Below are 20,732 nucleotides of genomic sequence, written 5' to 3'. Positions count from 1 at the left end.
CGTCTCTACGGACAACCGTACAGACAACGGTGCCCGGATCATCGTTCCAGATGATCGGGTCCGACATGCAGAGGTCAAGGACACGATTTGAGACCATGTCTCCCGTGAGCTACCCCTACGAAGCCCCCCAGTCCCAGTCGCTGTTCGACCGCGCGTCGGTCGTCACGCCCGGCGGCGTCAACTCCCCGGTGCGCGCCTTCCGCGCGGTCGGCGGCACGCCGCGCTTCATGGTGTCCGGAACCGGCCCCTACCTCACCGACGCCGACGGCCGCGAGTACGTCGACCTGGTGTGCTCGTGGGGTCCGATGATCCTCGGCCACGCGCACCCCGCGGTGATCGACGCCGTGCAGGCGGCGGTCGTCCGCGGCACGTCCTTCGGCACGCCCGGCCAGGGCGAGGTCGAGCTCGCCGAGGAGATCGTCGCGCGGATCGCCCCGGTCGAGCAGGTCCGGCTGGTCTCCTCGGGCACCGAGGCCACCATGTCCGCGATCCGGCTGGCCCGAGGCTTCACCGGCCGGGCGAAGGTCGTGAAGTTCGCGGGCTGCTACCACGGTCACGTGGACGCGCTGCTGGCCGCCGCCGGTTCCGGCGTCGCCACCTTCGGCCTGCCCGACACCCCGGGCGTCACCGGCGCCCAGGCCGGCGACACCATCGTGCTGCCCTACAACGACCTCGCCGCGGTCGAACAGGCCTTCGCCGCGCACCCGGGCGAGATCGCCTGCGTGATCACCGAGGCCTCGCCCGGCAACATGGGCGTCGTCCCGCCGCTGCCCGGCTTCAACGCCGGCCTGGCCCGCCTCTGCCGGGACAACGGCGCGCTGTTCATCTCCGACGAGGTGATGACCGGCTTCCGCGTCTCCAAGGCCGGCTGGTACGGCCTGGAGGCCGCGCACGAGGGCTGGGCGCCGGACCTGCTCACCTTCGGCAAGGTCATGGGCGGCGGCTTCCCGGCCGCGGCCTTCGGCGGCCGCGCCGACGTGATGGCGCACCTGGCCCCGGCCGGCCCGGTCTACCAGGCCGGCACCCTCTCCGGTAACCCGGTCGCCACCGCCGCCGGCCTCGCCCAGCTGCGCGGCTGCACCGACGAGGTCTACGCGACGGTGGACCGGGTCGCCGCCGAGGTCTCCGGCCTGGTCACCGAGGCGCTCGCCAAGGAGGGCGTGGCGCACCGGCTGCAGACCGCCGGGAACATGTTCTCGGTGTTCTTCACCGAGGCCGCGGTCACCAACTACGACGAGGCCAGGACCCAGGAGGCGTACCGTTTCACCGCCTTCTTCCACGCGATGCTCGCCGAGGGCGTCTACCTGCCGCCGTCCGCCTTCGAGTCCTGGTTCGTCTCGGCGTCCCACGACGAGCGGGCGATCGAGCGGATCGCCGCCGCCCTGCCGGCCGCCGCGCGCGCGGCCGCCGCGGCCACGGCCTAGTCCACCCCGAGCCCCAGGAGTCTTGAGAAGTGAGTGCCGAAGAGATCACCGTCGTCCACCTGATGCGGCACGGTGAGGTGCACAACCCGGAGGGCGTCCTGTACGGCCGCCTGCCGGACTACCACCTGTCCGAGCTGGGCCGGCGGATGGCCGACCGGGTCGCCGAGGACCTGGCCGGACGGGACATCACCCACGTGGTGGCGTCCCCGCTGGAGCGGGCGCAGGAGACCGCCGAGCCGATCGCCAAGGCGCACGGCCTGGAGGTCGCGGCGGACGCGCGGCTGATCGAGGCGGAGAACATCTTCGAGGGCAAGACCTTCGGCGTCGGTGACGGCTCGCTGCGCAACCCGGGCTACTGGAAGTACCTCACCAACCCGTTCAAGCCCTCCTGGGGCGAGCCCTACCTCGACCAGGTCGTGCGGATGATGGGCGCGCTCGGCGCCGCCCGGGACGCCGCCCGCGGGCACGAGGCGGTCTGCGTCAGCCACCAGCTGCCGATCTGGATCGTCCGCTCCTTCGTCGAGCGCCGCCGGCTGTGGCACGACCCGCGCAACCGGCAGTGCTCGCTGGCCTCGCTGACCAGCTTCACCTTCGAGGGCGACAAGATCGTCTCGGTCGGCTACCGCGAGCCGGCCCGCGACCTGCTGCCCGCACACCTGGTGGGCAAGGGCCGCAAGGGCGACAAGCCGGTGGGCAAGAGCTTCGGCGCCTGAGGCTCCGAGGCCCGCGGACGACGCGCCCGAGGGCCCGTTCGAGACTCGCCCGAACGGCCCGTAAGCGGGGTGTAAGTATGGGGCCCGGCCGTCCGAAGATCACCGGACGGCCGGGCCTCGCCGCAGGTCAGAGGGGGTGCGACGCGCAAGGCAGGACCCCCCCGAACCTGCCTGGAACTCCATGCGAAACTTTTCACATGTCTGCCATGGCGCGCCCCCGCCCCCGTGTCGCCGCAGCCGCCGCCGCTACCGCCGCCGCCGCTGCGCTCGTCCTCACCGGATGCTCCTCGTCGGGTTCGTCGAGCAGTGGTGACGGGCAGCTCGGGTTCGTGACGGTCAAGGGCACCAACGTCTCCAAGGCGGAGGCCGGCCACCGCGAGGACGCGCCGGACATCGCCGGGGAGACCCTGGAGGGCAACCAGGTCAAGCTCTCGGACTACCGCGGCAAGGTCGTCGTGCTGAACGTCTGGGGCTCCTGGTGCGGGCCGTGCCGGGGCGAGGCGGACGACCTGGAGCGGGTCTGGCAGAAGTACAAGGACCAGGGGGTCCAGTTCCTCGGCGTCAACACGCGCGACACCGAGAAGGCCAACGCCCTCCGCTTCGAGCAGGAGAAGGGCGTCACCTACCCGAGCATCTTCGACCCGGCCGGCACCCAGCTGATCAAGTTCCCCAAGGGCAGCCTCAACCCGCAGTCGATCCCGACCACGCTGATCATCGACCGGGACGGCAAGCTCGCCGCCCGCGCCGTCGGCGGCACGGTCGACGACGCCCTCGAGTCGGTGCTCCAGCCGGTGGTCGCGGAGCCGAAGCAGTGAGCGCGGAGGCCGCCGGCACCGTCCTGCGGCTCGCCGACACCACCGCGACCGTGCAGAGCGGGGCGCTGCTGGTCGCGGCGCCGGTCGCGCTCGCGGCCGGGCTCGTGTCGTTCTTCTCGCCGTGCGTGCTCCCGCTGGTGCCGGGCTACCTGTCGTACGTGACCGGCTTCTCCGCCGCCGACCTGGCCGACGCGCGCGGCACCCGGCGCGGCCGGATGCTGCTCGGCGTGCTGCTGTTCATCCTCGGCTTCACCGCCGTCTTCGTCTCCACCGGCGCCCTGTTCGGCTACTTCGGCCAGGAGCTGCAGGGCTACAAGCGGACCATCGACATCGTGCTGGGCGGGCTCACCGTCGTGATGGGCCTGGCCTTCATGGGCCTGGTCCCCGGGCTGAGCATGCGCGAGGTGCGCTCGCACCGCCGCCCGGCGGTCGGCCTGCTGGGCGCCCCGGTGCTGGGCGTGGTGTTCGGCGTCGGCTGGACGCCCTGCATGGGCCCGACCCTGACCGCGGTGCAGAACCTGGCGCTCAACCAGGCCGACGCCCAGCGTGGCGCGCTGCTGACCACCTTCTACTGCCTGGGTCTCGGCGTACCGTTCATCCTGGCCGCCGTCGCCTTCCGCCGAGCGCTCGGCGCCTTCGGGTGGGTCAAGCGGCACTACCCGCTCGTCATGAGGATCGGCGGCGGCATGCTCGTCGCGGTCGGTCTGCTGCTCGTCACCGGTGTCTGGGACGCGATGATGTACCAGCTGCAGTCCTGGACCGCCGACTTCCGGATCGGAATCTGACCGTGAGCAACACCACGACCGACACCGAGCAGCCGCCCCCGGCGCCGGCCGACGCGGCGGCCGAGCGGCTCAGCACCGCCCCGGTCGAGTCCGACGGTCCCACCGGCATAGGGGTGCTCGGCTGGCTGCGCTGGATGTGGCGCCAGCTGACCTCGATGCGGGTCGCGCTGATCCTGCTCTTCCTGCTGTCGCTGGCGGCCATCCCGGGCTCGCTGATCCCGCAGAACGGCCAGAACCAGTTCAAGGTCGAGACGTGGAAGGCGCAGCACACCACGGTCGCGCCGATCTACGAGAAGCTCCAGCTGTTCGACGTCTACAGCTCGGTCTGGTTCTCGGCGATCTACATCCTGCTGTTCCTCTCGCTGGCCGGCTGCATCGTCCCGCGCACCTGGCAGTTCGTCGGCGTGCTGCGGGCCCAGCCGCCGGCGGCGCCGCGCAACCTGACCCGGATGCCGGTCTACGCGGCCTGGCGCACCGGGGCGGACGCCGAGGTCGTCAACGCCGCCGCGCACCGGCTGCTGCGCCGGCGCCGGTTCCGGGCGCACCTCGCCGGCGGCGCGGTGGCCGCCGAGAAGGGCTACCTGCGCGAGGTCGGCAACCTGCTGTTCCACCTGTCGCTGTTCGCGCTGCTCGGCGGCTTCGCCTGGGCGAGCCTGGCGGCCGGCACCGGCGGCAAGCTGATGGTGGAGGGCGACGGTTACTCCAACACCATCACCCAGCTCGACGACTTCACCGGCTCGGCCTTCTACACGAGTGACGACCTGGACCCCTTCTACCTCAAGCTGAAGGGCTTCACGGCCAAGTTCCAGGACCAGGGCGACCAGATCGGCGCCGCGCGGCAGTTCACCGCGAACGTCGAGTACTACGCGGGCGACGACGCCGCGAAGCTCAAGCAGGGCACGATCGAGGTCAACCACCCGCTGGAGATCGGCGGTTCGAAGGTCTTCCTGATCGGCCACGGCTACGCCCCGGTCATCACCGTGCGCAACGGCAAGGGCGAGGTCGTCTACACCGGCGCGACGCCGTTCCTGCCGCAGGACGCCAACATGACGTCGACCGGCGTCGTGAAGGTGTCCGACTACGGCATCGGGCCGAAGGGCACGAAGACCCAGATGGGCTTCTCCGGCTTCTTCCTGCCGACCGCCCCGCTGAGCTTCGCGGGCACCGGCCCGATCTCGCTCTTCCCGGGCGACGCCGCCCCGGAACTGGTGCTGAACGCCTACGAGGGCGACCTCGGCACCGACTCGGGCCTGCCGCAGAACGTGTACCAGCTGAACACCAGGAACATGACCCAGCTGCAGCTGGACGAGCAGCCGGCCAAGGCCCTGCTGAAGCCCGGCCAGGGCTGGACCCTCCCGGACGGCTACGGCAGCGTCACGTTCGAGGGCTACAAGCAGTGGGCCAGCTTCAACGTCTCGCACCGTCCGGGCAACGCGATCGCCCTGACCGGCGCGGTGCTGGCGATCCTCGGCCTGATCGGCTCGCTGTTCGTGCAGCGCCGCCGGATCTGGGTGCGGGCGGTCGCCCTGCCGGAGGGCGGCACCCTGGTCGAGCTGGCCGGGCTGGCCCGCAGCGAGTCGGCGAAGATCGCCGAGGAGCTGGCCGAACTCGCGGTGGACCTCCAGGACGACGCCCCGGCGTCCGAGGAGGACGAGGACGACGAACCCGACCGGGCACCGGAAGCACCCGCGGACCCCACAGCCCCTGCCGACCAGAACTCCAAGGAGTAGACGGTGCATCTCGCCTCGGGGGTCGACCCACAGCTGGCCGACCTCTCCAACAAGCTGATCTATTCGGCGATGGCGGTCTACACGATCGCCATGTTCGCCCACATGTTCGAGTGGACGTTCGGTAGCAAGGGCGCCGTCGCCGTCCGCTCGAAGGAGCAGTCGGGCAGCCTGGCCGAGACCGTCGCCGCGGCGGGGAACCAGCCGGCCAGGGCCGCGAAGAAGGTCACCGTCACCGTGGCCGGCGCGGGCGGCGGCACCACCACGCTCACCCGCACCGCCCTGGCGGGCGAGGGTGCCACGGTGGTCACCAGCGGCCGCGGCGACGACGAGGTGGACGGCCCCGGCGCGGCCGGCAGCAGCGAGAAGGCCGACCTGGCCGGCCGCATCGCGGTCTCGCTGACCGTCCTGGCGGCACTGCTGCACGTGGGCGGCGTGGTCACCCGCGGCCTGTCGGTGTCCCGCTGGCCGTGGGGCAACATGTACGAGTTCTCCTGCGCGTTCGCGCTGGCCATGACGGCCGCGTACCTGGTGCTGCTGGCGGCGAGGAAGAACGTCCGCTGGCTCGGCCTGCCGGTCACCGTCGCGGTGCTGCTCACGCTCGGCATCGCCACCACCGTGCTCTACACCGACTCCGAGCAGCTCGTCCCCGCGCTGCACTCGTACTGGCTGGCGATCCACGTCTCCACCGCGATCTTCTGCGGCGGCGCCTTCTACGCGGCCTTCATCGCCACGCTGCTGTACCTGTTCCAGGACTCCTACCACCGCCGGGTCGAGGCCGGGCTGTACGAGTACCTGAAGCCGGGCGCCGCCCGCACGGCCGGCAAGCAGCAGAGCGACCTGCGCACCGGCCTGGCCCGCGTCCGGGTCTCGGTCTGCAACCGCCTGCCCGCCGCGTCGACGCTCGACAAGCTGTCGTACCGGATCAACGCCCTGGTCTTCCCGCTGTGGACCTTCACCATCATCGCGGGCGCGATCTGGGCCGAGGCGGCCTGGGGCAAGTACTGGGAGTGGGACCCGAAGGAGACCTGGTCGTTCATCACGTGGGTGGCCTACGCCTGCTACCTGCACGCCCGTGCGACGGCCGGCTGGAAGGGCCGCAAGGCGGCCTACCTGGCGCTGGCGGCCTTCGCCTGCTGGCTCTTCAACTACTACGGCGTGAACATCTTCGTCACCGGCAAGCACTCGTACGCGGGTATCTGACCGGAGCGGAACACACCCACCGGCCCGGCGCTCCACGGTTGGAAGCCGGGCCGAGGTGCGACAGGGGTAGTTCGTGCCGGCCGCCCTGTGCCGGTACGGGGAGGAACTGAGGAGGAAATCGCGCAATGGAGTGCGACGAGGTCATGCTGACCGTCCGAATCACCGCCGCAGAGCGCACGCTGCTCCGCCGGCTCGCCCAGGGGCACCGCAGCGACGTGTCCGAAGTGGTGGCCGACGGGCTGCTGGACATCATCCCCACGATCAGCTCGCCGTCCGACGCCTACCGGCTGCTGGGCGCCCTCACGGCGCCCGCGCCGTGCGCGCTGACGGTCTGGCTGCCGACCGCGCTGGCCGACCTGCTGGTGCCGGGCGCGGCGAGGCTGGCCCAGGTGACGGGCATCCGGGTCGGGTCGGCCAGTGCCATGCTGGGCGCCGCACTGCGGCTCTGGCTGGCCCAGGACCCGGTCCGGCTGGCCGCCAACCTGAGCGTGATGCACGCCGGCCGCCCGTCCGCGCTCGTCGCGGCGTAGGGCGGCGTAGGTGGCGTAGGGCGGCGGGCTCAGCAGGCCAGCGGCAGTCCGGTGCCGCCGAGGTCCGGCGCGGTGGGGCGGCCGTCGAAGCCGTCCCGCCGGGCCGAGGGGACGCACGGGCCGTCCAGCGGCTCGGTGAGCAGCCGGCAGTCGGCCGCCGTCCGGCCGTCCTGGATCAGCAGCACCCGGACGGGCACCCGGCGGCCGTCCGGGGCCCCCTCGCGGACGGCGCGCACGAGGCAGGGCCGGTCCAGCTCGATGTAGCGGTCGAACGAGGAGACCAGTTCGACCGGGGCGACCGGTTCGGGGTGCCGCAGCCGCTGGGCGGCCTGCCGGGCGGCCTCCAGCACCAGCATCCCGGGCACGTGGTCGAGCGTGTGGTCGAACAGCACCGGGTGCGCGGCGTCCGTCCGCAGCACCCAGCTGTCGGGCAGCAGGGTCGGGCTGAGCACGACGTCGGAGGGGTGCGCGCGGCCGACCAGCTCGGGAGTCGTGGGCGGGCCGGGGCGGACGGGCGTGACGCCGCGCCGCGCCGGGCCGCGCAGCCGCGCGTAGGAGGCGGGGGAGATGACCCGCAGCTGCCCCGAACCGCGTCCGACCGTCCGGCCGCCCCGGGTGATCTCGGCGTGCATCCGCAGGGAGGCGAGCCGGCCGCCGCGCATCCGGACGTCCTCGCAGACGGCGTCGAGCATCAGCGAGGCGGGTTCGGTGGTGACGGCGAGGCCGGCCAGTCCGGCCGGGCCGAGCGAGTAGTCGAGGTCGTCCATCGCGAAGTGGTGGCCCTTGGGCACGCCGAAGCCCACGTGCCCGATCAGCAGACCGGCCTGCCGGACGGTCTCGGCCATCAGCACCGGGTCGTGGTGGCGGTCGCCGGGCAGCCGGTAGAAGCCGTGCATCCGGGGCCACTGGGCGCCGATCCGGAACTCGTACGGGCCGGCCGCCTGCCAGCCGGTGAGGAGCACCTCGGACACCGAGGTGCGGTGGACGAGGTGGCGGGAGACGGTCCGTTCGTGGAAGTCGTAGCCGGTGACGGGGTGGGCGTAGGGGTCGCGGGCATCCGGCTCTACGATCAGTGGCATGACGGGCCCCACTCCAGGGTGTCGGTCGAGCGGCCGGTGCGGACGCTTGGCAAGCAAAACATACAGACCACCCGGTTTGTGAGTCGCGTTCGGGGTCGCCCCCGTCGGGCGGCCCGACGGGACCACGCTACCGGGCCTCTGGGCTGCGGGAATGCCTGGCGTCCGGCACCCAGGACCTTGGGCGGGGGTGCCTCCCCGCTGGACGGCGGGGTTGGCCGAGGCGGTAGATTAGATACCAACCATGCGGTTTAGGTGGCGTCCGTCCGCATGCGAGGCGTCGTACCCCACCTCGTCGGCGCCCTGACACCAGCCGGGCGGCGGGGCCGCGGCCGGTCGAGTCCGGAGGGGCCTCAGTGGTCAAGCAGGAACGCGCGGGGCGGACCAGGCAAGCCGTGCTGCTCGCCGCGGCGAGCACGTTCGCGGACGTGGGCTTCGAGTCGGCGAGCCTGGTCGACATCAGCCGCCGGGCCGGCGTCAGCAAGGGCGCCCTGTACTTCCACTTCGTCTCCAAGCAGGCCCTCGCCGACGGCGTGCGCGCCGCGGCGGGCCGGGAGATCGGCTCGGCCGCGCTGCGGGCCCTGCGCGCCGGCGGGCCCGCCGTCCAGGACCTCGTCGACCTCTCGCACGAACTCGCCCGGCTGCTGCGCGAGGACGTGGTGGTCCGGGCCGGCGTCCAGCTCGGCCGGGCCGGCCACGGCCCCCGCCGGGACGCCGCCGACCCGTCCGGCTCCGGCGCGGCCTGGCGCAGCTTCACCGCCGTCGTCCACCGCCTGCTCGGCCGCGCCGCCGAGGCCGGCGAACTGCGCCCCGGCATCGACCGCTGGGCCGCCGCCGAACTGCTCACGACGCTCGCGGCCGGCCTGGTCCTGCTCGCCGCCGAGGACGCCGCCCGGCTCGGCCCGGAGGCCGTCCGCGGGACCTGGGCGGCCGCGCTGCCCGCCCTGGTGGACACCGGCCGCTGCGCCGCCTACCGGCTCTGACGCCGGCCGGCCTCGGGGCCGGTGGGCCTCAGGGAGCCTCAGAACGCGTCAGGAAGCCGCCGGGACGCGCTCGACGACGCTCAGCCTGGTCAGCGCGTGCGGCTGGACGAGACCGGGCAGCAGCAGCGTCCAGAGGTCGGCGATCCGCTCGATGAGGTCCTGCCGGTCGGTCAGCACCTGGGAGCTCAGCTGGATGCCGGTGACGGCCCCCTGCAGCACCAGGGCCGCGCCGCGCAGGTCGATCCCCGGGTGCAGCTCCCCGGCCTCCTGCGCGCGCTCCAGCAGCTCCCGCGTCGCGTCCGACCAGCCCTGGTAGGCCGCGACCTGGGGCTGGGTGAAACTGCCGTGCTCGATCGTCAGACGGATGCTGCCGCGCACCAGGACGTCGTCCTGGAGGGCGCGGGCGAACGCGTAGGACAGGTCGATCAGGGTCTGCATCGGGCTGTCGGAGGACGGCTCCCAGGTGGCCAGCCACGCGCTCTGGCCCTCCAGGATGACGGCCAGCGCCAGCTCCTCCTTGGAGCGGAAGTGGAAGTACAGCGCGCCCTTGGTGACGCCGGCCCGCTCCAGGATGTCCGACATCGTGGCGGCGGCGTAGCCGCGCTCGTCGAACACCTCGGCCGCCGCGAGGAGTACCGCCTGGCGGGTCGCCAGTGCGCGGGCCTGCCTGGCCATCGCAGCCTCCCTGGATAGTTCTGGTACCTCGGCAGCGGCCGATCCTATGGGGGCCGACGGGCGGGCGGGCCGCATACCGTCCAGTAGGTATCCTACCGAGCCGCTCGCGGCCCGGTCCGGGGCTTCCTCCGGGCCGGCCCGGCCGGGCGGGTACGAACGGCGGAACCGCGACGGCCGGCCACCCGGTGGGGCGGCCGGCCGTCGGCGGCGAATCGTCAGGAGGGGCGGGCCGTCAGGCGGCCTGCTGCCAGCTGACCGGCGAGTAGTAGGCCGGGCGGCGCTCCAGGCGCTGCCAGTTGGCGATCGGCTCGACCGGCGCGACGGCGGCGGCCTGCTGCGCGGCGGCGGCGCGCGCCATCAGGACGGCCGTGAGGGCGGCCAGCTCCTCGTCGGAGAGGGAGCCGCGGACGATGCGGACGAGGGGTTCGGCGGAAGCGGTCATGGTGTGTGGTTTCTCCCCCGGGCTGTGGTGTGTGGTCTCGCTCGGTGCCGTGCGCCGTGGGGCGCGCGGTCTTCCGGGTGCTGCTGCGACGCGGTGGCCCGCGACCGCTACATCGGCGGGTTGCCGTGCTTGCGGCTGGGCAGGTCGGCGTGCTTGGTGCGGAGCATGGCGAGCGCCGAGGCGAGCACCTCACGGGTCTCGGCGGGGTCGATGACGTCGTCCACGAGGCCGCGCTCGGCCGCGTAGTACGGGTGCATCAGCTCGTTCTTGTATTCCTTGATCTTCTGGGCGCGCATGGCGTCCGGGTCCTCGGCGCCGTTGATGTCGCGGCGGAAGATCACGTTGGCGGCGCCCTCGGCGCCCATGACGGCGATCTCGTTGGTCGGCCAGGCGTAGGTGAGGTCGGCGCCGATGGACTGGGAGTCCATGACGATGTAGGCGCCGCCGTACGCCTTGCGCAGGATCAGCGAGATCCGCGGCACGGTGGCGTTGCAGTACGCGTACAGCAGCTTGGCGCCGTGGCGGATGATGCCGCCGTGCTCCTGGTCGACGCCGGGCAGGAAGCCCGGGACGTCCAGCAGGGTGACCAGCGGGATGTTGAACGCGTCGCACATCTGGACGAAGCGCGCGGCCTTCTCGCTGGCGTTGATGTCGAGGACGCCGGCCAGCGACTGCGGCTGGTTGGCGATGATGCCGACCACGTGGCCGTCGACCCGGGCCAGGACGCACAGGACGTTGGTCGCCCAGCGCTCGTGGACCTCCAGGTACTCGCCGTGGTCGACGATCTCCTCGATGACCTTGCGCATGTCGTACGGGCGGTTGCCGTCCGCCGGCACCAGGTCGAGCAGGCTGTCGTTGCGGCGCGCGACCGGGTCCTCGCTGAGGACGGACGGCGGCATCTCGCGGTTGTTCTGCGGCAGCAGCGACAGGAGGTAGCGGACCTCCTCGATGCACGACTGCTCGTCGTCGTAGATGAAGTGCGCCACGCCGGACACGCCCGCGTGGACGTCGGCGCCGCCGAGGCCGTTCTGGCTGATCTTCTCGCCGGTCACGGCCTGGACGACGTCCGGGCCGGTGATGAACATCTGCGAGGTCTCGCGGACCATGAAGACGAAGTCGGTCAGCGCGGGGGAGTACGCCGCGCCGCCGGCGCACGGGCCGAGCATGACGGAGATCTGCGGGATGACGCCCGAGGCCTTGGTGTTGCGCTGGAAGATGCCGCCGTAGCCGGCGAGGGCGGTGACGCCCTCCTGGATGCGGGCGCCCGCGCCGTCGTTCAGGGAGACCAGGGGCGCGCCGGCCGCGATGGCCATGTCCATGATCTTGTGGATCTTCTGCGCGTGGGCCTCGCCCAGGGCGCCGCCGAAGATCCGGAAGTCGTGCGCGTAGGTGAAGACGGTCCGGCCGTGGACGGTGCCCCAGCCGACGACGACGCCGTCGGTGTGCGGCTTCTTGGCCTCCAGGCCGAAGCCGGTGGCGCGGTGCCGGCGCAGCGGCTCGACCTCGTGGAAGGAGCCCTCGTCCAGGAGCAGGTCGATGCGCTCGCGGGCGGTCAGCTTGCCCTTCGCGTGCTGGGCCTCGGTGGCCTTCTCGCTCGGGCCGCGCCGGACCTTCTCGCGCAGTTCGTGCAGCTCGGCGACCCGACCTCGGGCGTCGGCCGGGATCTCCGGGATCTCGCCGCCGACCGGCGCCTCATGCACAACCGTCATCTCGAACCACTCCAAGGGTGAGGGAACTGTCCGACAGCCAACGTCTGCTGTGCCCCCGGCTGCGAATCACTTTCTTCACTTATGACTGTACGAGGGGCCGTGCGCTGGTTTCGGCGTCGATTCCGTACAAGGTCGGGAGCGTTTGGCTGTCAGGCCTGCACAGAAGCGACCGGGCCTCACCCGATGCGCTCGGTGTCCGTTCGAATACCGGGGGTTGTCGGACAGATGATGGTCCGATGATCTGAGCATGAAGGAAAGCGCAGGTCAGGGCCGTCACCCAGGAGCGTAGGCGAGCCGACTGGGGCCCCGCTCAAGCGTCGCTAAAGTCTGGTGGGACGACCGGGGGAAGTCGTGGTAGTGGAGCCGAAGTCGTAGGGAAGCGCCAAAAACGCCACAGCCCACCCGACGCCTGCCGGGTGGGCTGTCCGAGCGATCCCCCGAACGGGCCGGGTCAGCCCTTGGAACCGTCCTCCGGCTCGTCCTTGCCGCGCAGCTCCCGCTCGCGGCGGCGCAGGTCCGCCTCCCACTGCTTGAGCATGTCCTCGTGCCCCTTGTCGTCCTTCTTCAAGGAGGCGAGGAACTCCGGGTCGTCGTCCGGTGCGAGCGGACGGCCGCCGCGCGGGCCCGCGTGCTCCGGACGGCCGGAGGCCGGCCCGCCGCCGGCGACCCGCGCGCCGCCGCGCTGCTTGCCCGCCACGAGCCAGGCGATCGAGCCGACCAGCGGGAACAGCAGCACGATGATGACCCACACCACCTTGGGCAGGTGCTTCACCTCGTCCTCGGGCGTGGTCAGGCAGTCGATGAAGGCCCACACCCACAGGGCGAGCGGAACGACGAAGGTCAGGATCCTGAGCACGGCTGCGATCTCCCCCGGCGACGGCGAGTGTGGCGGGCTGCGTCCTGGGGCCCTCCCCGGGGGCCCTTGACGAAGCCAGGCTATCGGGTGGCGGATACTGACTGGCATGGCATACGACGATCTCCGCTCGTTTCTCCGGGCCCTCGACCGCGAGGGTGACCTCAAGCGCATCAAGGCGGAGGTGGACCCGCACCTGGAGATCGGCGAGATCGTCGACCGGGTGCAGAAGGCCAAGGGCCCGGCGCTGTTGTTCGAGAACGTCAAGGGCTCGTCGATGCCGCTCGCGATGAACGTCTTCGGCACCGAGCGGCGCCTGGCCAAGGCGCTCGGCCTCAAGGGACCGGACGACATCTCCGAGAAGATCGCCGGCCTGCTCAAGCCCGAACTGCCGCAGGGCTTCACCGGCTTCCGGGACGCCTTCGGCAAGCTCGCCTCGATGGCGCACGTCCCGCCGCGGCACGTGAAGGACGCCCCGGTGCAGGAGGTCGTGCTCACCGGCGACGACGTCGACCTGGACGAGCTGCCCGCGCTCTTCACCTGGCCGATGGACGGCGGCTCCTTCTTCAACCTGGGCCTCACCCACACCAAGGACCCGGACACCGGCATCCGCAACCTCGGCCTCTACCGGCTCCAGCGGCACGACCGCCGGACGATCGGCATGCACTGGCAGATCCACAAGGACAGCCGCAACCACTACGCGGTGGCCGCCAAGCGCGGCGAGCGCCTGCCGGTCGCGATCGCCTTCGGCTGCCCGCCGGCCGTCACGTACGCGGCCACCGCGCCGCTGCCGGGGGACATCGACGAGTACCTGTTCGCCGGGTTCGTCGCCGGTGAGCGCGTGCGGATGGTCGACTGCAAGACCGTCCCGCTCCAGGTGCCGGCCGACGCCGAGGTCGTGCTGGAGGGCTGGCTGGAGCCCGGCGAGATGCTCCCCGAGGGGCCGTTCGGCGACCACACCGGCTTCTACACGCCGCAGGAGCCGTTCCCGGCGCTGAAGATCGACTGCGTGACGATGCGCCGCCGCCCGGTCCTGCAGTCCATCGTGGTCGGCCGCCCGCCGACCGAGGACGGCCCGCTGGGCAAGTTCACCGAGCGGTTCTTCCTGCCGCTGCTGAAGATCATCATCCCGGACATCGTCGACTACGACCTGCCCGAGGCCGGCGGCTTCCACAACTGCGTGATCGTCTCGATCGACAAGAAGTACCCGAAGCACGCCCAGAAGACGATGCACGCGATTTGGGGCGCGCACATGATGTCGCTGACCAAGCTGATCATCGTGGTGGACGCGGACTGCGACGTGCACGACTACCAGGAGGTCGCCTGGCGGGCCTTCGGGAACGTCGACTACAGCCGCGACCTGACGGTCGTCGAGGGCCCGGTCGACCACCTCGACCACGCCTCCTACCAGCAGTTCTGGGGCGGCAAGGCGGGCATCGACGCGACCCGCAAGCTCCCCGAGGAGGGCTACACCCGCGACGGCGGCTGGCCCGAGATGGTCTCCTCGGACCCGGCCACGGCCGCTCTCGTGTCGCGTCGCTGGAAGGAGTACGGGCTGTGAGCACGGGAGTCGGTACGCTCGGCAACGGAGGACAGGGCGAATCTCCCCGCACCCGCGGGGGTGTGTCGGCCTTCCTGCGGCTCGTGATGATCGAGCACTCGGTCTTCGCCCTGCCCTTCGCCTACATCGCCGCGCTGACGGCCATGTTCCTCGCCGACAAGCGGGTGCACTGGGGCCAGCTGTTCGTCGTCACGGTCTGCATGGTCGGCCTGCGGACCTTCGCGATGGCCGCCAACCGGATCATCGACCGCGAGATCGACGCCCGGAACCCGCGCACCGCCGGGCGCGAACTCGTCACCGGCGCCGTCTCCCTGAAGACGGCGTACACCGGCTCGGCGGTCGCCCTGGTGGTGTTCCTGGGCGCCGCGGCCATGCTGAACCCGCTGTGCCTCGCGCTCGCGCCGGTGGCCGTCGTGCCGATGGTCGTCTACCCCTACGGCAAGCGGTTCACCGACTTCCCGCAGGCGATCCTCGGACTGGCGCAGGCGATGGGCCCGGTGGGCGCCTGGCTCGCGGTGACCGGCACCTGGTCCTGGGAGGCCGTCGTGCTCGGCGCGGCGGTCGGGATCTGGATCGGCGGGTTCGACCTCATCTACGCCTGCCAGGACGTGCAGTCCGACCGGCACGGCGGCGTGCGCTCGGTGCCGGCCCGCTTCGGCATCCCGGCGGCCATCCGGGGCGCCCGCGCCTGCCACCTCGTCACCACGGCCCTGCTGGCCTGGTTCGGCGTCCTCACCGGCGCCGGCGTCGCGTTCTGGATCGGCCTGGTCGTCGTGGCCGGCGCGTTCGTCTACGAGCACACCATCGTGCGGCCGAACGACCTGTCCAAGCTCAACCGCGCGTTCTTCCAGACCAACGGCTTCGTCGGCATCTCGCTGTTCTTCTTCGCCCTGGTGGACCTGGTCATCCGGGGGCTCGGGGTCTGACCGGCGGCCCCCGGGCGCGCTCAGCGGAACAGGGCCGCGTGGTCGGCGGCCCAGTTGCGCAGGCTGCGCGGCGGGCGGCCGGTGATGTCCTCGACCGTGCTGGTGACCGGCTCGGGGTCGCCGATGCGGGCGTGGACGAAGTCGAGGGCGCGGTCGACGATGGCCGGGGGCCAGCCGGCGGTGAGCATCCGCAGGCGGGCGGCGTCGCGGGGGAGCTCCTCCCAGCGGGCCGGGAGGCCGACCGCCTCGCCGATGATCCGGACCTGCTCCTCCTGGCTGGGGGACTCCGGGCCGGTGAGCACGTACCTGGCGCCCTCGTGGCCGTCCTCGGTGAGGGCCCGTACGGCGACGGCGGCGATGTCCCGCTCGTCGACCAGGTTGAGCCCGGCCCCGCCGCCGAAGCCGCGGACGGCGGCGTCGGTGCGGATCTCCTCGGCCCAGCGCAGGGTGTTGGCGGTGAAGCCGTGCGGGCGCAGGAAGGTGTACCGGACTCCGCTGCCGGCGATCAGGGCCTCGATCACGGCGTCCGGCCGGCCCGGCGACTCGGGGCCCCGGCCGGGCACGTCCCGGACGGCGGCGGAGGAGAGGAAGACCACCTTGCGGACGTGCCGCGCCATCGCCGCGACGGCGGCGGCGGCGCCGTCGGCCGTCGGGTAGGGCCAGATCAGGAAGGCGGCGTCGGCGCCGGTGGCGGCGGCTTCCAGGCTGTCCGGGTCGAGCAGGTCGCCCTGGACGTACCTGGGCTGCCGGGCCAGGTCCGGGTGGCGGGTCAGCGCCCGGACGCGCACTCCGGAGGCGAGCAGCTGCAGGGTGACGTGCCGGCCGACGGTTCCGGTGGCGCCCACCACGAGTATGTCCGACGAGCCGTCAATTCGCTTCTGTGTCATGTCTCGACGGTATGCGGCGAAGATGAGACCCCCCATGCGCGCGGATCTCCGGTTCATGCGCGATCGTCTACCGTCGTGCGCCCTCCGGACCGGCGCCCCCGGCGCGGCCGCGGCCGGTCCCGCGCCTCTCGCGTATGGACGCGTGGAGGCGCACGGCGTCCGCCGCGCGCCTCCCGTGCGACTTCGAGCCCCTCGGCGCCGCCGCCGTCGGCCGACCGGTCAGGCCGACGCCCGGCGGGCGAAGGCCGGCGCGTGCTCCGGGCGCGGGCCGAGGGCGATCAGGCGGGACGGGATCTGCCGGAAGCCCGGCACGAAGCGGGCGAGCAGGACGAGCCGGGTGGGCGGGCCGACCCGGCGGCCGGCCAGGACCGGGGCGAACATCACCTCGTGCAGGAGCCGCTGCATGCGCTGGATCACCGCCATCGGCAGCCACCGGCGCCGCTGCACCCGCGCGAGGTCGGCTTCGGTGACGCGCCCGCGCCGCAGCGGTTCGGCGAGCAGCGCGGCGGTGGCCACCGCGTCCTGGATGGCGAGGTTGATGCCCACCCCGCCGGCGGGGGACATCGCGTGGGCGGCGTCGCCGATCAGCAGGAGGCCGTCGGCGTACCAGCGGTGCAGCCGGTTGAGCCGGACGTCGAGCAGGTGGACGTCGTCCATGCCCGCCAGCTGGTCGACCCGGTCCGCGTACCGCGGCATCAGCCGGGCGATCCGGGCGCGGAAACGCTCGATCCCTTCTGCCCGCAGGCGGGCGTCGGAGCCCTTGGCGGTGAAGTAGGCGATCTGGAAGTAGTCCTCGCGGGTGAGGCTGATCGCCAGCTCGCCGCGCCCGAACGCGGGCGCGAGGTTCGGCGGGACACCCTGCTCGTCGGGGTGCCGGGGCAGCCGGAACCACCAGGTGTCGAACGGGACGGGGAACTCCTCGGGCACCAGCCCGGCCTCCCGGCGGAGCACCGAGTGCCGGCCGTCGGCGGCGACGGTGAGCGCGGCGCGGATCTCGCCCTCCTCGCCGTCCCGGGTGCGGTAGCGCACCCCGGCGACCCGGCCGCCCTCCCGGATCAGGCCGGTGGCCTCGGTGTTCATCCGGACGGTGAACGAGGGCTCCTGCTTCGCCTGCCGGAGGAGGAAGTCGAGCAGGTCCCACTGCGGGATCATCGCGATGTAGTTGTACGGCGCGGGCAGCTTCTCGAAGGCGCTCAGCGCGACGTCGCCCACTCCGGGCACCGGCACCACCATGTTGCCGAGCCGGCTCTGCGGCAGCTTCGCGAACTCGCGGCCGAGCCCGAGCTCGTCCATCAGCCGCACGGTGGACGCGTGGACGGTGTCGCCGCGGAAGTCGCGCAGGAAGTCACCGTGCTTCTCCAGCACGGTCACCTCGACGCCGGCCCGGGCCAGCATCAGGCCCAGCATCATGCCGGCCGGTCCGCCCCCGGAGATGACGACGCTCATGACAGTTCTCCCCTCAGTGCCTGGCTGGTCACTCTCTGCGTGGAACTCGCATAAACAGGCTCTCTGGAACCGTCTCAGGTGTCAAGTAGTACGATGCTCCACATGAAGGATCTGGTGGCCGCGGCGCTGGCGGCGGCGAAGGAGCGCGGCCAGGACGTCGCGGACGTCCCCCTGACGGCGATCGCGACGGCCGCCGGCGTCTCCCGCAGCACGCTGCTGCGCCGCCTCGGCGGCTCCCGGGGCGCCCTGGACGAGGCCGTCCGGCAGGCGGGCGTCGACCCGGGCGGGCGGCGCCCGGTGCGCGAGCGCGCGGTCGACGCGGCGGCCCGGCTGGTGGCCGAGCGCGGCCTGGGCGGGATCACCCTGGACGCCGTCGCGGACCGCGCGGGGTGTTCGCTGCCGAGCCTGCACGCCGTCTTCGAGGGGCGGGACGGCCTGCTCTCCGCCGTGTTCGAGGCGCACGGCCCGCTGCCCGACCTGGAGGCCCTCGCGGCCGATCCGCCCGAGCAGCTCGCGGACACCGTGCGGGCGCTCTACCGGCTGTACGCGGCGGCCCTGGAGCACGAGCCGCGGATCGTCCCCGCGGTCTTCGCGGACCTGTTCAGCCGTCCGGACGGCCCGGCCGCGCGGATGATGACCGCCCACCTGCCCCGGATGGTCGACGGCCTGGGCCGGCTGCTGCTGCCGCACGTCGAGGCCGGGCGGCTGCGGCCGCTCCCGATGCCGGTGCTGGTCCAGCTGCTGCTCGGCCCGGTGATCAACCACGTGCTGCTGCGGCCGGTCCTCGAACCCGCGCTCGGCGCCGGGCTGCCCTCGCTGGACGAGACCATCGAGCTGTTCACCGAGGCCTACCTGCGGGCGGTCGCGCTGCCCTGAGCTCCGGACCGCCCGTCCGGCGGCGAGAATCGGCCCCGGACGCAACCACCGGAGGACGGAGAAGGCCGTGATCGGCAAACTGCAGTGCCTGGTGCTCGACTGCCCGGAACCGGCCGTGCTGGCCCGCTTCTACGCGGGCCTGCTGGGCGGCGAGGTCGACCGGCCGGATCCGCGCTGGGCACTCGGCGACGGCTGGTCCACGCTGCACCTGGACGGCGGCGCGGTGCTCTGCTTCCAGCGCGTCGCCGACCACCGCCCGCCCCGCTGGCCGGATCCGGAGCACCCCCAGCAGGCGCACCTGGACGTCGACGTCGAGGACCTGGACGCCGCCGAGCGCGCGGTGCTCGCGCTCGGCGCCGTCCGTCTGCACGACGCCGGCGGCTGGCGGGTCTTCGCGGATCCGGCGGGGCATCCGGTGTGCCTGATCCGTAGCTGACGCATCGTCAAGTCATTGACCTGCGTGCTCCATTGCGATGGATCAGGCGAGCGTCAGCCGGTCGCCCACGCGCAGCCGGCCCGGCGCGGCGACCTCCGCGAGGGCGTCGAGCCGGCCGTCGTGGGCGGCCACGACGGCCTTGAGCAGCTCCGGCGCGTGCGGGAGCCCCGGCTGGGCGGCGGAGGTCATGGCGCAGCGCTCGCTGGAGCGGACGAAGGCGAGCCGGGCGCCGTCCGGGGCTTCGGTGCGGCCCTCGCGGCCGAACCAGGTGTCCTCGACGAACGGCGGGGTGCCGGGCGGGGTGCGCAGCACGATGTTGGGCCGGAACCGGCGTTCGTCGACGACGGTGAGCGGGGCGGCCTCGCGGGCCCAGTCGAGGGTGGCGGTGGTGATCACGCTCACCGGCAGCTGGTCGAAGTGCGAGACGGCGTCCTCGCGGGCGAGTTCGACGTCCTCGCGCTGGAGGTAGGCGCGCAGGAAGGCGGTCGGGTCGGCGACCGGGCGCCCGAGCGGGTCGAACAGCTCGGGGCCGTCGAGCCGGTGGCCGAGTCTGGAGGAGAGCCGGAGCAGGCCGTCCATCCGCCGGAAGCGGCGGGTGTTCTTGCCCGAGCCGAACCTGCCGGCCGCGTCGCGGACGGCGTAGAGGCGGTCGCCGGCCAGGCCGCGCCGCTCCACCTCGACGGAGTCGAGCCGCTCGCCGCCGGTGGACTTCACGGGGTAGCGCCAGAGTCGCTCGATCACTCCGATGATCTCTGCCATGGGCGGACAGCGTACCGGCGGGTCCGGGGGATGGTCTAGACCAAGTCTGGCTGGGCAGTTGGCCGGAACCGGACGCTCCCGGACCGGCCCGGAAAAGGGCGCGGGCGCGACCCGTTCCCGCGCCCACCGGGGTCACCCCAGCCGGGCCACCGCCCGGACCGGTGCGCCGTCCGCCGCGACCAGCCGCAGCGGGAACAGCGAGACCTCCACCGGCAGTCCGGCCTCCTGGGCGTCCAGCAGGGCCCGCAGGTCGGTCAGGTTCTCCGCGATCACCCCACCGCCGGGCGCCCCCAGCAGCACCCGGTGCGCGGCCAGGGTCGGCTCGTCGGCGGCCGGGTGGTCGTGCTCGTCGGTGAGGTCGGCGAGCAACGCGGCCACCGCCGGGTCGCCCGGCCCCGGGTCGGGGGTGGGGTCGACGCTCAGCGCGTCCACGCCGACCGTGCGGACCCCGGCCGCGACGATCGCCTCGGCCGCGTCGGGGGTCAGGCTCGGGTGCGCGAAGTACGCGTCGGTGGCCCAGTGCCGCGCCCAGCCGGTGGCCAGCAGCAGGACGGTCCCCTCGCCCGCCCGCTCCAGCGCGGGCGCGAGCAGCTCGGGGGTGACGGCCGCCCGGGGCTCCAGCCCGCGCAGGTCGGCGACCACCGCGGGGCCCGTGAAGCGCTCCAGCGGGAGCCCGTCGAGCGTCGGCCAGGTCACGTCCACGTGGTACGGGGCGTCCACGTGCGTCCCGGACTGCGAACCGAGGTGCAGGGCCAGCACGTTCACCCCGGCGGTCGCGGTGGTGAGCGCGGGCTCCAGCACGACCGCCGGATCGCCGGGGTAGACCGGCATCGCGGTGGTCACCTGGTGGGTGAGGTCGACGAGGGTCGCTGCCATGGCCTCATCCTCGCAGGGGGACGCGCGGAT

At 72.8% G+C, this 20,732-nt stretch carries 21 protein-coding genes; 12 read left to right on the top strand and 9 right to left on the bottom strand.

The window, feature by feature from the left end; genetic code table 11:
• Positions 1-95 precede the first annotated feature (95 nt).
• The 7 genes from hemL to ACFVU9_RS31015 all read left to right on the top strand — a co-directional run bounded on the left by hemL (position 96) and on the right by ACFVU9_RS31015 (position 7,197).
• Entirely contained in the window at positions 96-1,424 is a 1,329-nt protein-coding gene (hemL, locus tag ACFVU9_RS31045; protein WP_380444726.1) for a glutamate-1-semialdehyde 2,1-aminomutase, read from the top strand.
• Positions 1,425-1,486: 62 nt separating this feature from the next.
• A complete protein-coding gene (locus ACFVU9_RS31040; RefSeq protein ID WP_380444772.1) occupies positions 1,487-2,137 on the top strand; it encodes a histidine phosphatase family protein in 651 nt (216 codons plus the stop codon).
• Between the two features lie 197 nt (positions 2,138-2,334).
• Entirely contained in the window at positions 2,335-2,952 is a 618-nt protein-coding gene (locus ACFVU9_RS31035) for a TlpA disulfide reductase family protein (protein ID WP_387599051.1), read from the top strand.
• On the top strand, positions 2,949-3,737 hold the full coding sequence (locus ACFVU9_RS31030) for a cytochrome c biogenesis CcdA family protein (RefSeq protein WP_380444729.1): 789 nt from the start codon (positions 2,949-2,951) through the stop codon (positions 3,735-3,737). Before ACFVU9_RS31035 ends, ACFVU9_RS31030 begins: the two co-directional genes overlap by 4 nt.
• 2 nt (positions 3,738-3,739) lie before the next feature.
• Positions 3,740-5,467, top strand: a complete 1,728-nt coding sequence (locus ACFVU9_RS31025; RefSeq protein ID WP_380444731.1) for a cytochrome c biogenesis protein ResB — start codon at positions 3,740-3,742, stop codon at positions 5,465-5,467.
• Between the two features lie 3 nt (positions 5,468-5,470).
• Positions 5,471-6,667, top strand: coding sequence for a c-type cytochrome biogenesis protein CcsB (ccsB, locus tag ACFVU9_RS31020; RefSeq protein WP_380444732.1), 1,197 nt, complete (start codon positions 5,471-5,473; stop codon positions 6,665-6,667).
• Between the two features lie 125 nt (positions 6,668-6,792).
• Positions 6,793-7,197 (top strand): hypothetical protein, encoded by a 405-nt coding sequence (locus ACFVU9_RS31015; protein ID WP_380497348.1) that lies wholly within the window; start codon positions 6,793-6,795, stop codon positions 7,195-7,197.
• 29 nt (positions 7,198-7,226) lie between these two features.
• Here the strand turns inward: ACFVU9_RS31015 and ACFVU9_RS31010 are convergent, their stop codons facing one another.
• Positions 7,227-8,276 carry a ScbA/BarX family gamma-butyrolactone biosynthesis protein gene (locus ACFVU9_RS31010; protein ID WP_380444734.1) on the bottom strand — a complete coding sequence of 350 codons (1,050 nt, stop codon included), beginning with the start codon at positions 8,274-8,276 and terminating at the stop codon, positions 7,227-7,229.
• 353 nt (positions 8,277-8,629) lie between these two features.
• On the opposite strand from ACFVU9_RS31010, the gene ACFVU9_RS31005 reads away from it, so the two are divergent.
• The gene (locus ACFVU9_RS31005; protein ID WP_380444735.1) at positions 8,630-9,256 is read left to right on the top strand and encodes a ScbR family autoregulator-binding transcription factor; all 627 of its coding nucleotides are present in this window, start codon (positions 8,630-8,632) and stop codon (positions 9,254-9,256) included.
• A 48-nt stretch (positions 9,257-9,304) separates the two neighbouring features.
• On the opposite strand, the gene ACFVU9_RS31000 is transcribed toward ACFVU9_RS31005, so the two are convergent.
• The 4 genes from ACFVU9_RS31000 to ACFVU9_RS30985 all read right to left on the bottom strand — a co-directional run bounded on the left by ACFVU9_RS31000 (position 9,305) and on the right by ACFVU9_RS30985 (position 12,938).
• Complete coding sequence (locus ACFVU9_RS31000; protein WP_380444736.1) at positions 9,305-9,931, bottom strand: ScbR family autoregulator-binding transcription factor; 627 nt, start codon at positions 9,929-9,931, stop codon at positions 9,305-9,307.
• A gap of 232 nt (positions 9,932-10,163) precedes the next feature.
• Complete coding sequence (locus ACFVU9_RS30995; RefSeq protein WP_380444737.1) at positions 10,164-10,373, bottom strand: acyl-CoA carboxylase subunit epsilon; 210 nt, start codon at positions 10,371-10,373, stop codon at positions 10,164-10,166.
• 107 nt (positions 10,374-10,480) lie between these two features.
• Positions 10,481-12,082 (bottom strand): acyl-CoA carboxylase subunit beta, encoded by a 1,602-nt coding sequence (locus ACFVU9_RS30990; RefSeq protein ID WP_380444738.1) that lies wholly within the window; start codon positions 12,080-12,082, stop codon positions 10,481-10,483.
• Between the two features lie 451 nt (positions 12,083-12,533).
• Entirely contained in the window at positions 12,534-12,938 is a 405-nt protein-coding gene (locus tag ACFVU9_RS30985; protein WP_380444739.1) for a PLD nuclease N-terminal domain-containing protein, read from the bottom strand.
• A gap of 106 nt (positions 12,939-13,044) precedes the next feature.
• On the opposite strand from ACFVU9_RS30985, the gene ACFVU9_RS30980 reads away from it, so the two are divergent.
• Together ACFVU9_RS30980 and mqnP are read left to right on the top strand one after the other, a co-directional pair.
• On the top strand, positions 13,045-14,496 hold the full coding sequence (locus ACFVU9_RS30980; protein ID WP_380444741.1) for a menaquinone biosynthesis decarboxylase: 1,452 nt from the start codon (positions 13,045-13,047) through the stop codon (positions 14,494-14,496).
• A complete protein-coding gene (mqnP, locus tag ACFVU9_RS30975; protein WP_380444742.1) occupies positions 14,493-15,422 on the top strand; it encodes a menaquinone biosynthesis prenyltransferase MqnP in 930 nt (309 codons plus the stop codon). Before ACFVU9_RS30980 ends, mqnP begins: the two co-directional genes overlap by 4 nt.
• A gap of 20 nt (positions 15,423-15,442) precedes the next feature.
• On the opposite strand, the gene ACFVU9_RS30970 is transcribed toward mqnP, so the two are convergent.
• Both ACFVU9_RS30970 and ACFVU9_RS30965 read right to left on the bottom strand, forming a co-directional pair.
• A complete protein-coding gene (locus ACFVU9_RS30970; protein WP_387599041.1) occupies positions 15,443-16,309 on the bottom strand; it encodes an NAD(P)H-binding protein in 867 nt (288 codons plus the stop codon).
• Between the two features lie 219 nt (positions 16,310-16,528).
• The gene (locus ACFVU9_RS30965; protein ID WP_387599039.1) at positions 16,529-17,755 is read right to left on the bottom strand and encodes an FAD-dependent oxidoreductase; all 1,227 of its coding nucleotides are present in this window, start codon (positions 17,753-17,755) and stop codon (positions 16,529-16,531) included.
• 102 nt (positions 17,756-17,857) lie between these two features.
• On the opposite strand from ACFVU9_RS30965, the gene ACFVU9_RS30960 reads away from it, so the two are divergent.
• Entirely contained in the window at positions 17,858-18,631 is a 774-nt protein-coding gene (locus ACFVU9_RS30960) for a TetR/AcrR family transcriptional regulator (RefSeq protein WP_387599036.1), read from the top strand.
• A 67-nt stretch (positions 18,632-18,698) separates the two neighbouring features.
• Complete coding sequence (locus ACFVU9_RS30955; protein ID WP_387599033.1) at positions 18,699-19,067, top strand: VOC family protein; 369 nt, start codon at positions 18,699-18,701, stop codon at positions 19,065-19,067.
• A 42-nt stretch (positions 19,068-19,109) separates the two neighbouring features.
• On the opposite strand, the gene ACFVU9_RS30950 is transcribed toward ACFVU9_RS30955, so the two are convergent.
• Together ACFVU9_RS30950 and ACFVU9_RS30945 are read right to left on the bottom strand one after the other, a co-directional pair.
• Positions 19,110-19,826: an MOSC domain-containing protein gene (locus tag ACFVU9_RS30950; protein WP_380444749.1), complete on the bottom strand. Its 717-nt coding sequence runs from the start codon at positions 19,824-19,826 to the stop codon at positions 19,110-19,112.
• 132 nt (positions 19,827-19,958) lie between these two features.
• On the bottom strand, positions 19,959-20,702 hold the full coding sequence (locus ACFVU9_RS30945; protein ID WP_380444750.1) for a cyclase family protein: 744 nt from the start codon (positions 20,700-20,702) through the stop codon (positions 19,959-19,961).
• Positions 20,703-20,732 lie beyond the last annotated feature (30 nt).

This window comes from Kitasatospora sp. NPDC057936, from assembly GCF_042887525.1.
GTDB lineage: Bacteria > Actinomycetota > Actinomycetes > Streptomycetales > Streptomycetaceae > Kitasatospora.
This window is presented reverse-complemented; position numbering and strand designations above follow the sequence as displayed.

Bases quoted from the DNA above. Each gene is read 5' to 3' on its own strand.
- hemL (WP_380444726.1), top strand. From the start codon at position 96: ATGTCTCCCGTGAGCTACCCCTACGAAGCCCCCCAGTCCCAGTCGCTG.
- ACFVU9_RS31040 (WP_380444772.1), top strand. From the start codon at position 1,487: ATGCGGCACGGTGAGGTGCACAACCCGGAGGGCGTCCTGTACGGCCGC.
- ACFVU9_RS31035 (WP_387599051.1), top strand. From the start codon at position 2,335: ATGTCTGCCATGGCGCGCCCCCGCCCCCGTGTCGCCGCAGCCGCCGCC.
- ACFVU9_RS31015 (WP_380497348.1), top strand. From the start codon at position 6,793: ATGGAGTGCGACGAGGTCATGCTGACCGTCCGAATCACCGCCGCAGAG.
- ACFVU9_RS31010 (WP_380444734.1), bottom strand. From the start codon at position 8,276: ATGCCACTGATCGTAGAGCCGGATGCCCGCGACCCCTACGCCCACCCC.
- ACFVU9_RS31000 (WP_380444736.1), bottom strand. From the start codon at position 9,931: ATGGCCAGGCAGGCCCGCGCACTGGCGACCCGCCAGGCGGTACTCCTC.
- ACFVU9_RS30995 (WP_380444737.1), bottom strand. From the start codon at position 10,373: ATGACCGCTTCCGCCGAACCCCTCGTCCGCATCGTCCGCGGCTCCCTC.
- ACFVU9_RS30990 (WP_380444738.1), bottom strand. From the start codon at position 12,082: ATGACGGTTGTGCATGAGGCGCCGGTCGGCGGCGAGATCCCGGAGATC.
- ACFVU9_RS30980 (WP_380444741.1), top strand. From the start codon at position 13,045: ATGGCATACGACGATCTCCGCTCGTTTCTCCGGGCCCTCGACCGCGAG.
- ACFVU9_RS30970 (WP_387599041.1), bottom strand. From the start codon at position 16,309: ATGACACAGAAGCGAATTGACGGCTCGTCGGACATACTCGTGGTGGGC.
- ACFVU9_RS30965 (WP_387599039.1), bottom strand. From the start codon at position 17,755: ATGAGCGTCGTCATCTCCGGGGGCGGACCGGCCGGCATGATGCTGGGC.
- ACFVU9_RS30960 (WP_387599036.1), top strand. From the start codon at position 17,858: ATGAAGGATCTGGTGGCCGCGGCGCTGGCGGCGGCGAAGGAGCGCGGC.
- ACFVU9_RS30950 (WP_380444749.1), bottom strand. From the start codon at position 19,826: ATGGCAGAGATCATCGGAGTGATCGAGCGACTCTGGCGCTACCCCGTG.
- ACFVU9_RS30945 (WP_380444750.1), bottom strand. From the start codon at position 20,702: ATGGCAGCGACCCTCGTCGACCTCACCCACCAGGTGACCACCGCGATG.